The organism is Labrys sp. LIt4 (assembly GCF_017813775.1).
Lineage (GTDB): Bacteria > Pseudomonadota > Alphaproteobacteria > Rhizobiales > Labraceae > Labrys > Labrys okinawensis_A.
The window spans coordinates 66,083-79,417 of sequence record NZ_JAGIPY010000006.1 but is presented as its reverse complement, the minus strand read 5'-3'; the positions used below and the strand labels follow the sequence as shown (position 1 = coordinate 79,417).

At 63.0% G+C, this 13,335-nt stretch carries 9 protein-coding genes; 5 read left to right on the top strand and 4 right to left on the bottom strand.

Annotation, left to right across the window (positions count from 1 at the left end; translation table 11 throughout):
- Positions 1 to 74 precede the first annotated feature (74 nt).
- Complete coding sequence (locus J8I29_RS13365) at positions 75 to 1,706, bottom strand: methyl-accepting chemotaxis protein (protein ID WP_209432017.1); 1,632 nt, start codon at positions 1,704 to 1,706, stop codon at positions 75 to 77.
- A gap of 849 nt (positions 1,707 to 2,555) precedes the next feature.
- Between J8I29_RS13365 and J8I29_RS13360 the strand changes: the two genes are divergently transcribed.
- The 3 genes from J8I29_RS13360 to fhuF are packed head-to-tail and all read left to right on the top strand — an operon-like array spanning position 2,556 to position 6,681.
- Positions 2,556 to 4,661 (top strand): TonB-dependent siderophore receptor, encoded by a 2,106-nt coding sequence (locus J8I29_RS13360; protein ID WP_105860422.1) that lies wholly within the window; start codon positions 2,556 to 2,558, stop codon positions 4,659 to 4,661.
- Complete coding sequence (locus tag J8I29_RS13355) at positions 4,658 to 5,944, top strand: MFS transporter (RefSeq protein ID WP_348536013.1); 1,287 nt, start codon at positions 4,658 to 4,660, stop codon at positions 5,942 to 5,944. Before J8I29_RS13360 ends, J8I29_RS13355 begins: the two co-directional genes overlap by 4 nt.
- Positions 5,941 to 6,681, top strand: coding sequence for a siderophore-iron reductase FhuF (fhuF, locus tag J8I29_RS13350; protein ID WP_209432016.1), 741 nt, complete (start codon positions 5,941 to 5,943; stop codon positions 6,679 to 6,681). Before J8I29_RS13355 ends, fhuF begins: the two co-directional genes overlap by 4 nt.
- A 90-nt stretch (positions 6,682 to 6,771) precedes the next feature.
- Here the strand turns inward: fhuF and J8I29_RS13345 are convergent, their stop codons facing one another.
- Both J8I29_RS13345 and J8I29_RS13340 read right to left on the bottom strand, forming a co-directional pair.
- Positions 6,772 to 7,071, bottom strand: coding sequence for a hypothetical protein (locus J8I29_RS13345; protein WP_209432015.1), 300 nt, complete (start codon positions 7,069 to 7,071; stop codon positions 6,772 to 6,774).
- Between the two features lie 190 nt (positions 7,072 to 7,261).
- Positions 7,262 to 8,254: a helix-turn-helix domain-containing protein gene (locus tag J8I29_RS13340; RefSeq protein ID WP_209432014.1), complete on the bottom strand. Its 993-nt coding sequence runs from the start codon at positions 8,252 to 8,254 to the stop codon at positions 7,262 to 7,264.
- Positions 8,255 to 8,491: 237 nt separating this feature from the next.
- Between J8I29_RS13340 and J8I29_RS13335 the strand changes: the two genes are divergently transcribed.
- Together J8I29_RS13335 and J8I29_RS13330 are read left to right on the top strand one after the other, a co-directional pair.
- On the top strand, positions 8,492 to 10,246 hold the full coding sequence (locus tag J8I29_RS13335; RefSeq protein WP_209432013.1) for a hydantoinase B/oxoprolinase family protein: 1,755 nt from the start codon (positions 8,492 to 8,494) through the stop codon (positions 10,244 to 10,246).
- A gap of 11 nt (positions 10,247 to 10,257) precedes the next feature.
- Entirely contained in the window at positions 10,258 to 12,336 is a 2,079-nt protein-coding gene (locus tag J8I29_RS13330; protein ID WP_245196965.1) for a hydantoinase/oxoprolinase family protein, read from the top strand.
- A 51-nt stretch (positions 12,337 to 12,387) separates the two neighbouring features.
- Here the strand turns inward: J8I29_RS13330 and J8I29_RS13325 are convergent, their stop codons facing one another.
- Positions 12,388 to 13,293: a LysR family transcriptional regulator gene (locus J8I29_RS13325; RefSeq protein ID WP_209432012.1), complete on the bottom strand. Its 906-nt coding sequence runs from the start codon at positions 13,291 to 13,293 to the stop codon at positions 12,388 to 12,390.
- Positions 13,294 to 13,335 lie beyond the last annotated feature (42 nt).

Below are 13,335 nucleotides of genomic sequence, written 5' to 3'. Positions count from 1 at the left end.
CTGCAACGCCAGCTTCTGTTTCCACGCGCCTTTGCGATTCAGGGCAATCCCGTCCCATCGCAGACGTGAACGCGTCAGGCCATCTCCAGTTTGAAGCGTGCGATGCTCCCGCTCAAATTGCTCGCGACGTGGTTGAGTTCATCGATCGCGGAACTGGACTGGCGCAGGGATTCCACCGTCTGCTGCGTCGCCTCGGTCAACTGCAAGAGCGCCTCGCTGATCTGCTCGGCTCCCGTGGCCTGCGCCTGCATGCCGTCGCTGACGGATTCATAACGCGGCGCAAGCGCCTGCACCTGTGTGATGATCTCGGAAAGCTTGGCTCCGATTTCATGCACGTCATGGAGGCCGCGCCGCACTTCCTCGGAGAACTTGTCCATGCCCATGACGCTGGCCGACACGGCCGACTGGATCTCCTTGACCATCTGCTCGATGTCGTAGGTGGCGACGGCGGTCTGGTCGGCCAAACGGCGAATTTCGGAGGACACCACGGCAAAACCACGCCCGTACTCACCGGCCTTCTCCGCTTCGATCGCGGCGTTGAGCGACAACAGATTGGTCTGGTCGGCAACCTTGGTGATCGCGGTGACCACCTGGTTGATGTCGCTGGCCTTTTCGTTCAGCACGGCGAGCTTGGCGGTGATGGAGCTGGCGGCACCCATCACCTGGTTCATCGTGTCCTCCATATGAGCCAGCTCGACCTTGCCGCCGGACGCGAGACTGGCGGTATGCTCGGACACCGTCACGACGTCGGACATGGTCCTGACCAGTTCCCTGGAGGTTGCGGCAATCTCGCGCGAGGTCGCACCGATCTCCGTGGTGGTCGCGGCGACCTCCGAGGCCGTCGCCTGCTGCTGTTTGGACGTCGCCGCAATCTCGGTCATCGATGTGCTGACACGGATACCCGAGCGCTGGACCTGGCCCACGAGTTCCATCACTTCGTCGGCCATGCGGTTATAGCCTTCGCCGAGATCGCCCAACTCATCCTGGCGGATGATCTGCATGCGCTGGGTGAAGTCACCCTTGCGCATGGTGTCCATCAATGTCTTCAACTGCAGCAAAGGCTTGGTGATGGCGTTTAGCAGCGAAAAACCTGCGACGGCGGCAACCACCAGTGCAAATGCAAATGCCGCGATCATGGCGCTCAGCAGCGACAGGATCTCGTTGCCGACGATGTCAGGCAACGCGAAGGCGCGCTGCTGGTTGAACGCGATTACCTCGGCAAGATTCTTGTAGGCCGCCCTGAACGCTGCATCGACGTCCGAAGCGGCAGATGTCGTCACCTCGCCGTTGGCAGCCCCCCCGTTGCGTGCAGCCGCTTGCTTGAGAAAGGCTTCCTTCGAATTCTGGTAGGAGGCAACCGAATCCTTGAAACGCGAAAAGAGCTGCCGATCGGCATCCGCTACGATCGTATCCTCATACCCCTTGAAAAGCGCGATCAGCTTAGCCCGGTCATCGGCAAGCCGATCCTCCGTCAAGGGTTTGGCCGTGGCCTCACGCGACATGACGAAAACAAGATAATCTTCAAAGAGTCGATCCTTGATGACGGCGGCTTCTCGCAGCCCCGCGACGGAGTCGGACTTGAGGCTGGTGACATGGTCTTCGATCGACTTGAGTTGCCAATAGGCAAACACTCCGATCGCCAAAACAACCAGAAGGATAATGCCGAAACTCAGCATTATACGTGCACGAATAGTTACTTGCTTCATGGAAACTGCCGCGTCATTTCAGTCTTGCAACGATCAGCACGTCGAGCATGGTAATATGGCACGACCGTACGACGAAATCCGTAGGAAAAGCTACATCGAAATCCACGATAAATAAGGTCAGATTCCTTAAAGGCAAGTGTGCCCGACCAGCGGACGCCGACGCCGATGCCATCCATGGCTCATCCCCTCAGCCGAACGATGTCTTCGCGACATGCCCACTCGGATCGACGAGTTTCCGGGCTCGTTCCCGCGATCATCGGCTCCGGCAAGCAACGGGGCGGGACGAAGATCGCCGTCTCTCACCTTTGACTGGACTCCCCGTTCGTTCCTGCTGCGCATATGCAGCAAGATATGCCTGCCAAACATTAATCTCTTCATAATGAAGGACTTACTTCGGAAATACGCTTTTGCGGCAGAAGATGCTTCACGCAGGTATGACGCCCGCGGGCAGATCCGGCAAAGACCCCTTTCAGGGCCGTGTGATAACTGGCCGCGCCAGGAGCACAGCGCCGCTGTGCTCCGAGAAGGAGGCGCCATCAAGACGACTTGGCGTGAGCTTGGTTTCCGACCGTATCGAAGCCGTGCGAGACCCACGGAGCAGGTAATTCAGTTTCTCTCTTCAGCAACACGAATTCAAAGTTGATACATACCTCCCCGCGCCGTGTATTAAAGAATTTTAAGTGCATATTTGATTGTATATTTGAAAGAATATTTATATATTGATTTCTGTAAATCTGGAGCTTTGTTTCTATAAGTTTAAATTAGAATAATTAAAATATGCGCTCGTTGACTTCTATCAACATATATTGTTAGGCGGGGCGGACTTTTTCTAAAGAAAGCTCTCGGCTCGTGAATCTCAAATTTGCCCTTCTGGCATCCGCACCGCTTGTTCTGACGTCTGGCGCCGCCCATGCGCAATCCAATGGCGCCGCACCGATCGAACTCGATCCGGTGGTCGTCGAGGGCAAGAACCACGGTGGAGTCCCGGGCGTGATCGCTACCACCGGCTATGTCGCGACCTCCGGCCGGAGTGCTACCAAGACCGATACCCCTCTGCTGGAGGTGCCGCAGTCCGTCTCCACTGTGACGCAGCCCCAGCTCGAAGAACGCAAGCCGCAGAACCTGCTCGAGGCGATCGCCTACACCCCTGGCGCCGTCGTGGGCATGTATGGCTTCGACTCCCGCTATGACGGGTTCATGATCCGCGGCATCGACATGACCAATACCGGCGTGTTCCGCGACGGGCTCAGGCAGCTCAACAGCCCGAACGGCCTGTTCAGGCTCGAACCTTACGGGGTGGAGGCGATTTCCATCCTGCGCGGCCCGGCCGCTTCCATTTACGGTGCCAGCAGTACTGGCGGCATCGTCGACATCATCTCCAAGCGCCCGACCGAAACGCCTTTCCGCGAGGTCGAACTCCAGACCGGCTCCTTCGGCCGGCTCCAGGGCAATTTCGACTTTTCGGGTCCGCTTAATGCCGACCAGACGCTGTTCTATCGATTGACCGGCGTCGTACGCGACGCCAGGGCCGAACTGAGCGCCGGCAGGGACGACCGCGTGTTCATCGCGCCGGCCATAACCTGGAAGCCGAACGACAAGACCAAGCTCACCCTGTTGGGTGAGTACATGGATTCCACCGTCGGCGGCACCCAGGTCTATCTCAACCGATATGCCCCCTATGTCGACAGCCAGGGCAACGTCACCGACAAATCGATCGGTGCCGTCAAAGTGTTCGCCGGGGATCGCCGCTACAATGACTTTCGCCAGCAGCAGGGGCGCATCGGCTACGAGTTCGAGCATAAATTCAGCGATGACCTGATCCTGCGGCAGAATGCGCGCTATTCGCAGCTCGGCACCAACCAGGAATATTATTATTTCGGTCCCGGCCTGACCCGCGAAAGCACCGCCGGCTTCGTCAGCGATACCAGCCTGGAGAGCCACTTCACCACCGGGCCGGTCGAACACACGCTGCTGACGGGCTTGGACACCAGCTATCTGCACTACCGTTCCGCGGAAGGGTATGGCGGCGTGCCGCTCGGGGTCGATCCGCCACTCACCACCCAGTCCAAGCAGACGCTGGCGATGACCGGCATTTATGTCCAGGACCAGGTCAAATGGCAGAATTGGCGCCTGACCCTCGGTGGCCGGCACGATTGGCTCTATGGCCGCTTCAGCAAGGGCACGCTTGGCAGCGGCGTGACGCAAAGCAAGAGCCGCGACACCAAATTCACCGGGCGGGCCGCCTTGAGCTATGTCACCGATTTCGGTGTTGCCCCGTATGTCGCCTACGGCACCTCCTTCACGCCCAATCCGGGCACCGTGCTCAATGGCAGCGTTGCCGTGCCCACGACCGGCGAACAGACGGAGATCGGCGTCAAATACGACATTCCCAATATGAACGCCTCGCTGCGGGCCGCCGTCTTCGACATGCGCCAGAACAATGCGGTGGTCTACGAGGTCGTCGACGGCCTCAACAAGCAGGTACAGCTCGACGTGCGCTCGCGCGGCGTCGAGATCGAGGGCGTCGCCTCGCTGACCAACGGGCTCAGCGTCCAGGCGTCCTATTCCTACAACGACGCCCGCATCCTCAAGCTCACCCCGGATACCGAGGGTAACCGGCTGTCGAGCGTGCCCTATCACATGGCCTCTCTCTGGCTCGACTATGCCTTCCAGGAGGGGCCGGCCACGGGCCTGGGCATCGGTGGCGGGGTGCGCTATGTCGGCTCGAGCCTGGGCGACAACCTCAATCGCTCGGTGCTCGACAACAAGCCGCGCACCTTCGTCGATGCCTCGATCCGCTACGATCTCGAAAATCTCAACCCGAAGCTGGCAGGCATGCGCATGCAGGTCAGCGCCACCAATCTTCTCAACGAGGTGAAGCAGACCTGCACGGTCGGCTATTGCTATTTCGACGAGGGACGCAAGGTCATCGCCAGCCTGCGCTACCGCTGGTGAGCCGCCTCGAACCCGGTACGCCGACAAGGCGCGCGCTGTCTTCTCCGCTCGCCATCGTGCTCGGTGTCGGCGGCCTCTATGTCGGCCAGAGCATCATTGGCGGGCTGACCTTCATCGCCCTGCCGAGCGTGTTGCGGGAGCGCAATCTGCCGCTCGACCAGATCGGCCTGCTCTATCTTGCGGTGCTGCCCTGGGCCTTCAAATTCCTCTGGGCTCCGGCCGTGGAGCGCTACCGTTTGCCGGCCACCGGTCATAGCCGCTCCCGCTCGATCGTCCTGCTCGGTGGGTTGATTTCGGCCGCCGGCCTCATGTCGGCGGGGCTGATCGGGCCATCCGCCTTCATGCCTTTGCTCATCGTGCTGCTGCTGATCGCCTTCGCCACCTCCACCAGCGACATCGCCTGCGACGGGCATGCGGTGGAGACTCTGTCGGAGCGCTATCATGGCTGGGGCAATGCGGCGCAGGTCGGGGGCGCCTATCTGGGGTCGGCAATCGGGTCCGGCCTCTTCCTGGTGCTGGTTGCCCAATATGGCTGGGGCGTCGCCTGCTTCGCCATGGCGGCCCTGCTGATCGGGCTCGGCCTGCTCTTCGTGGTCTCGCCGGCACCGCCCTCCCCCGGGCGTGACCATCGGCCTTCCCTGCGCCAGGCCCTGCAGCGCAGGGACATGCATCTCGGCCTGGCACTGGCCGCCGTCAACGTCATTGCGCAAAAATGGGGCGTGAGCATGCTGGGCCCGTTCCTGATCGACAGCGGCCTCGACCTCACCTCGCTCGGCATCGTCAACGGCGTCGGCGGCATGGCTGTCGGCTTCGTCTGTGCCCTGATCGGTGGTGCCTTGGTACGGCTGTGCGGTGCGCGGACCGTGTTGGCGCTGGCCCTCATGCTGCAGGCAGTGGCGCTGTCGGGCCTGGCCTATGCTGCCTGGAAGGGTGGGGTCGGCCAACCTCTCCTGCTCATCCTCGCCTTGGCAAGCTCGTCCGGCATCATGGCTCTGGGCTTCGTCGCGCTCTATGCCCAGTTCATGGCGGTTTCCGATCCTCGCCAGGCCGGCATCGACTTCACGCTGCTGCAGTGCATGGACGCACTGGTGAGCATGGCCGGCGGTATGGGCGCGGGCTGGATTGCCCAGCACTGGGGCTATGGACTCTATTTCGGCCTGGCAGCGCTCCTCGCCCTGGCAGCCGCGCCGATCGCCGCGATCCTCAGCCACCGTGTCGCCGTACGGTCCGATGCTCGCAAGGTCCAGAGGGAGGCGCTCGCCGGCGTTCCATCCGGCCGATGATCGCATCCCTCGCGCCCTGCTTTGCCGGAAACCTCCATTGGTACGGGGAAGCCTTGGTGCTGCCGGGCACGCATGACGGGGCCATTGCCGGCCACAGCCTGCTCGAAAAAGGCGTGGCGGAAGAGCTGATGTCGCGGTTTGCCGGCACCTATCCAGGCGCCGACCGTCATGCCCTCGTCTCGATGTGGACCCAGTGGCATTTCGGGGCACTGGTCATCCCAGCGACCGCCGCAATCTTGCTGCTCGACCGGGACCTGCCGGTGGATCTCGATGCGATCAGTATCATTCCGCATGAAAGCGGGCGCACGGCCGCGCTGGTCATTCCGGATGACGGCAGGCCGCATTGCAGCAATGCGAGCGAACGCTTCTCGCGCCTTTTCGAGGGGCATGTCGAACCGCTGATCCGTAGCTTCGCCGGGCGATTTGACGTGTCCAAGCGCCTGCTATGGACCAATGCGGCGGCCATCTTCGAGTGGACGCTGCACCAGGTCCTGGAGATGGGTGGCCCCTGCCCGGCCGCCCTGGAGGAAGGCCGCGCCTTGCTGCAGCGGCGCAGCGGCGAGAACGGCCGCCCCAATCCGATCTGTGGCGCGATAAGCTATCCCCTGGAACAAGGGCAGCCCGTGCGGCGGCGGAAAGTCTGCTGCCTGCGCTATCTCCTTCCAGGCGTGGAGGATTGCGGCAGCCTCTGCCCGCTGCCGCCGACGAGCCGGCAGCAGGCAAGCCTTTCCGCTTAGCCCTGCAATTGGAATTTGGCGGAAACATCAGCGCAATTGCAGTGATGCCCGCGCCCCAGGCAAACGCCCTAGGCGCGCCTAAATCCGGTATCAGTGCATGATCTCGGCGACCCAGGCGCTGTCCGGGCCACGGGCGAAATAGACCCGCACCTGGTTCGCTCTCGCCTGCGGCGTATCCTTCACCATGGCCGTACACGTCACGCCCGGGCGACCGACGGCCGGCACGCAGGAGTTGATATGGGCAGTCTGTTCCTGCTTGGCGGCCAGCGCGGGTATCGCCCGCATGGCAGCAGTTGCCTCTGCATCGCTCGGCTGGTCCAGGAGCGGGGCGGTCGCGGACGCCAGGAAAACGAAAACCAAGCCATCCGCCAAAGTCCGGTTGATCGGCACGGCGGCCTCCTGTGTTCAACGCGTGAAGAACAGGCGTAGACACCCTTATAAACCAGCAAGGGGGCAGAAATCGGATGGAGGCTGCCGGCCAAGGAACCGTCGATAGATAAGTGTACTGTCATCCCCTTCCCTCGGCTTCGCTCGCCGGGGATGACAGCCTGAAAGCGATGTACTTATTCTTCGACGCTTCCTAAGCGGTGCCGGATATGTCCGGCGGCGCCTCTGACCTGCCCATGCGGCGGTTCAAGCGGCGATATTCGCCGGGCGGCAGGCCGAAACGCGCCCTGAAGCTCCGTGAGAACTGGGCCTGGTCGGTGAAGCCCCATTGATAGGCGATCTCGGCTGCGGTCTGGGTGTTGGCGGGATTTTCGAGCGCGGTACGGCAGGCCGCCAGCCTCTGATCCCGGATCCAGCCCGCCACCGTCTGGTCGGTGTCGCGGAACAGGTCGTGCAGATAACGGATGGAAACCCCGCAGGCCCGCGCAATCATCTCGGGGTCGAGGCGCCAGTCGTTGAGATGGCCTCGAACATAGGCCTCGATCCGGGCGAGATGAGCCTCGCGCACCGTCGAGCTGCCGGATGTCAGGACGCGCTCGTCCGCCTTGACCGCCAGCACCAGCAGGTCGATGAGCTGGCGCCCCACCGCATTGCGGGCCTCCTCGTCCAGCGCCTCGAAGCGCTGGGGCAGGAGATGCAGCATGTCGGCGAAGAGGCCGCCGGCGCCGTTGGCCGCGTCGAATTGCAGCGAGCACAATCTGTCCGGACTGCGGATGCGCTCCGACAGCGGCTGAGATGCCACCTTCAGCACCCAGAGATCGGCGGGGTCGGCATGGCTGAACTCATAGGGCTCGTGGCTGCGCTCTAGGAAGAACCCGCCGGGCGAACAGCGCACCTCGCTGCCGCATTGGGAGAAATAGACCTCGGAGCGGGTCGGCACGGTCACCAGGAACTCTTCCTTGCGGGCCCTGCGAAAATGATGCGGCAGGCGCAGATATTGCAACCCGTCCGACGACAGCCGGGAGATCGACACGTCGCCGAACTGCCAGATGGTGAGGTCGCCGAAGAAATGATCGGGGTGGCGGAACGTCAGGTCGAGCGGGAAATAGGCTCCGGCAATGGCCTGGTGCCAGTGCCGGCTCCGATCCATCGTACGGGTCGCGCTCGTGGTGACGGACGTCTTCATGACAGCTCCACAGAACGGCTGTCGAGACTAGGCGCGGCAGACGAGGATGGCAATCGCCTGGTCCCTTCGTCTGGCCGATTGTGCACTCAGCGTCAAACCATTGCTCTCTCCCTGCAAAGACGGCCGCCGCCAAACCTGATTGGCTGACGAAATGACGGTGCGCAGACGCCGCTGCAGGGGATCATACGGAGAACGAGCTCGTTTTCCGCACCGCCCGCGGCCGGCCAGGGAGGATGAATGTCGACAGAGCGAGCAAAAGTTGATCCGATCACGCTGTCGGTGGTGCGCGGGGTCCTGGAGACCACCCAGCGCGAGATGACGCTGGCCCTGGAAAAGACGGCGCGCTCCTCCGTCTTCAACCTGGCGCATGACTATTCCACGGCGCTCTTCAACGCCCGCCCGGAGATGATCCTGCAGGGCCAGGACATTCCCATCCATCTCGGCTCGTTGATCCCGGCCATGAAAGCCGTCGCCAAATTCTTCGGCGACGACATCCATGAGGGCGATCTCTTCCTGCACAACGATCCGGCCTTCGGCGGCAGCCACGCCATCGACACCTGCATGTACAAGCCGGTGTTCTATCGGGGCGAGCTGGTCTACTGGACCGTGTGCAAGGGTCATCTCACGGATATCGGCGGCCCGGTTCCGGCCGGCTACAACCCCAACGCCACCGAGATCTACGCCGAATGCCTGCGCATCCCGCCGGTGAAGATCTGGGATCGCGGCAAACCGCGCGAGGACGTGCTCAACCTGATCTTCTCCAACATGCGGGCCCGGCGCGACCAGGAAGGCGATTTCCGCGCCCTGATCGGCGCCTGCCAAGTGGGAGAACGGCGCCTCATCGCCCTCCTCGACAAATATGGCAAGTCTACCGTCGATGCCTGCATCGACACGCTGCTCGACATGGCCGACCGGCATATGCGCTCGCTGATCGCGAGCGTTCCCGACGGCACCTATGAGGGCAAGGCCATCCTGGAAGATGCCGGACACGGTTTCGGCGATTTCGAGATCGCCGCCAAGGTGACCATCACCGGCGATGCCTGCCACATCGCCATCTCCAGCCCGCCGCAGGTGCCCTATTTCATCAATTCCTACGAGGGCAATTCCCATTCGGGCGTCTATCTCGGCCTGATGATGTTCGCCGCCCTGCCGCCGCCCTACAATGAGGGCCTCTATCGCTGCGTGAGCGTCGATTTCGGTCCCAAGGGCACGCTGTGCAACGCGCAGGAGCCCGCCCCCCACATGAACTGCACCACCACGCCGATGGAGACGCTGACCGATGCCGTGCGTCTCGCCTTCGAGAAGGCAATGCCCTCCAAGGTCGCGGCCTCCTGGGGCCATGCCAACGGGCTCAACATCGCCGGCAAGGACGGCCGTACCGGCGAGGAGTTCGTCACCATGGTGCTCGCCACCATCATCTCCGGCGGCGGCGCCACGCCCCAGCAGGACGGCTGGCATGCCGTCGGCCCGGAATGCTGCTTCGGCGCCCTCACTTCGGGCGATGTCGAACTTCTCGAATATTCCTATCCCATCATCATTCACCGTTATGCGCTGATGACCGATTCCGGCGGGGCCGGAAAATTCCGCGGCGGTTCGGGCACGGCCTGGGAGGTCGAGCCTCTGACAGGCGACATGCTGTGCATCGGCTTCGGCGAGGGGCGGCGCATTCCCGCCATGGGCGCGGCCGGCGCCAAATCCGCTCTCATCGACAAAAAGGTCGGCCGGGTCGAACTCCGGCGCGGGGGCGAGGTCACGGTCGAGCGCAAGAACATCATCGAGACCATCAAGCCCGGTCAGACCATCACCAACCTCAACCCCGGCGGCGGCGGCTATGGCAACGCCTTCGAGCGCCCCATCGAGAAAGTGGTGTGGGACGTACGCAACGGCCTCGTCTCCGTCGAGGGCGCCCGCGCCGACTACGGCGTGGCGATCAAGGATGCCGAGACGCTCGAAGTCGACCTCGCCGAAACCCGCCGGCTCCGGGCGGCTTGAAAGAAACGATCATGGAACATGCTTTTCGTCTCGGCATCGACGCCGGCGGCACCTTCACCGATTTCGTCATCGCCAACCGTGCGAGCGGCGATGTCAAACTCTTCAAGGCGCTCTCAACGCCCTCCGATCCGACCAAGGCGATCGAGAACGGCCTCAAGCAGATCGCCGAGAGTCTCGGCACGACCCCCTCGGCCATCGTGTCCGATTGTGACCTGTGCATCAACGGCACCACGGTCGGCCTCAACGCGCTGATCACCCATCGGGGCGGCAAGACCGGTCTGATCTGCACGGCAGGCCACGAGGATTCCATCGAGATCCGCAACGGTCACAAGGAAGACGGCTATCGCTATGATCCGGAATATCCCGCGGCCACAATGCTGGTGCCACGCTATCTCCGGCGGGGCGTGCGCGAACGCGTCCTGTCGGATGGCTCGGTGCGGACCCCGATGCAGGAAGAGGACGTGCGCCAGGCCTGCCGCCTGTTCCTCGAGGAAAAGGTGGAGACGGTCGCGATCTCCTTCGTGTGGTCCGTGCTCAATCCCGGCCATGAGCGCCGCGCCGCCGAGATCGTGCGGGAGATGATGCCCGAGGCGATCCTCACCGTCGGCAGCGAGCTCTACCCTCAGATCCGCGAATATACCCGCACCTCAACCGCGGTGACCAATGCCTATCTGGCCCCGGTGATGCGGCGCTACGTGACGGCTGTCGACCGCTATTTCCGCGACCTCGGCGCCAAGCAGCCGGTGCGCTATTTCCAGTCCAATGGTGGCCTCGCCGTCGGCCAGGTGATGACCGACCGCTCCGTCTACGCCATCAATTCCGGCCCGGCCTCCGCCCCGCAGGCCGGTCTCTATGTCGGTGCCCCCTTCGGCAAGGAGAATGTCATCACCGTCGACATGGGCGGCACCTCCTTCGACATCACGCTCACCCGCAACGGCCAGACCAATCTGAACAAGAACGTCGACTTCCTGCGCTACCGCGTGGGCGTCCCCATGATCCAGGTCGAGACACTCGGTGCCGGCGGCGGTTCGATCGGCTGGATCGACAGCCTGGGCTTGCTGCAGGTCGGTCCGCAATCGGCCGGTTCGGAACCAGGCCCCGCCTGCTACGGGCGCGGGGGAACGGACCCGACGACCTCCGACGCCAATCTCGTGCTCGGCTATCTCAATCCCGAGGGCCTGCTCGGCGGCAAGCTGCCTCTCGACGTCGCCAAGGCCCGCGGCGCCATCGCCAAGATCGCCGGGCCGCTCGGCATCAGTATCGAACAGGCCGCTTATGGCATGTTCACGATCGTAAACAGCGGCATGGTCAACGGTATCCGGCGCGTCTCGGTCGAGCGCGGCTACGATCCGCGCGACTTCGTCCTCGTCGGGGCCGGCGGGGCCACCGCCGCCCATATCACCGCTCTGGCGCGCGAGATGGGCATCGATACGATCATCCTGCCCAAGCTCGCCTCGGGCCTGTGCGCCTTCGGGCAGATCATCTCGGACGTCAAATACAATTATATGGCCACAGCTCCCCTGCGCCTGGACAATGAAGGCGCCTGCGAGAAGATCGACACGCTCTTTGGCGAGATCGAGGCACAGGGCGTGCGCCATCTGGAGACGGACGGCTTTGCCCCCGAGCGCATCGCCATCAAGCGCAGCCTCGAAATGCGCTATGTTGGGCAGGTGCATGAATGCACCGTCGACATCGACAATTTCAGGATCGACGAAACCACGATCGACAAGGTCAAGGATGCCTTCCACGCCCGCCACGAGGAGCTCTACACCTATTGCGAGCGACACAATCCCGTCGAGGTCGTGAATATCGAGTCCACCCTGTATGGATTGATCGAGAAACCAAAGCCTCCCAGGCTGGAGGGAACCGGCAGCCTGGACCTTGCCCTCAAAGGCAGCCGGCCAGCGATCTTCCAGGCCACGGGCGAGGCGACGTCTACACCTGTCTATGACGGGTCGAAGCTGGGCGTGGGGGTATCCGTCACCGGGCCCGCCATCATCGAGGAGGTCACCACCACCATCGTGATCGAGCCCGGCTGGACTGCGACCCTCCATGAAAGCGGCAGCTATCTGCTGACCCGCAAGGACTGACGGGCGATGCCCGTGCTTCCCGCCCTCTCCCCGCCTGCGGCCCCATCTCGCCTAGCGATGAGGCGGCAGGAAGAAGGCCTGGCGGAAATAGGAGCGGAAGGCTTCCATGGCGGGGGTGAACACCGCGTCTCGCCGCCAGGCCAGGCCGACATCCATCGAGGGGATCGGCTCGCTCGGCACGATTGTCTCGATGCGCTTGCCTTCCAGGGACCAGGGCCTCAATACCATGTCCGACAAGATCGCCACCCCCTGCCCGTCGGCCACCAGCGAGCGGACGGCCTCGACCGAGGAGGTTCGCAGCGTCACGTTCGGCCGGAACGAGGACAGGCTCCAATAGCGCAGCGCCGTATGGGCGGCCTCGTCCACGGTCAGCATGATATAGGGCTCCTCGGCGATCTCCCTGAGGCTGACGGCGCCCTGTGCCAGCAACCGGTGGCGGGCCGGCACCCACAGCCGCCGGCGCGAACTCATCAGCGTCTCGGTGGTGAGGTCGGGATTGATGACGTTGGAGGTCAGCAGCACCGCCATGTCGTAGCGATTGGCCAGCAGCCCGTCCTCGATCGCCTCGCGGTTGAGCTCGAAGAGCTGGATGTCGAGATTGGGCCAGGCGCGGCGCAGGCGGCCGAGATGGTTCGGCAGGAAATAGCCGATGACCGTGTAGGTGGCCGCAACGGTCAGCCGGCCGGCAAAATCATTGGCGGGCAGGAGAAGGCTGGTGGCCTCCTCGACCTTGTTGAGGATCTCATAGGCGTGGAACAGGAACTGCCGGCCCGCGGGTGTCATGTCCATGCCCTGGGTGGACCGGGTGAACAATTCGACGCCGACGATCTGCTCCACCTCCTTGATGGCGGTGGTGATGGCCGATTGCGAGATGCCGAGTTCGCCCGCGGCCTGCGAAACCTGGCCATGCTCGGCCGTCGCCACGAAATAGCGGATCTGGCGCAAGCTGACCGGCATGGAGGGCTCCCTTCGCGTTTCAGATGGCTCTCTATACCAATA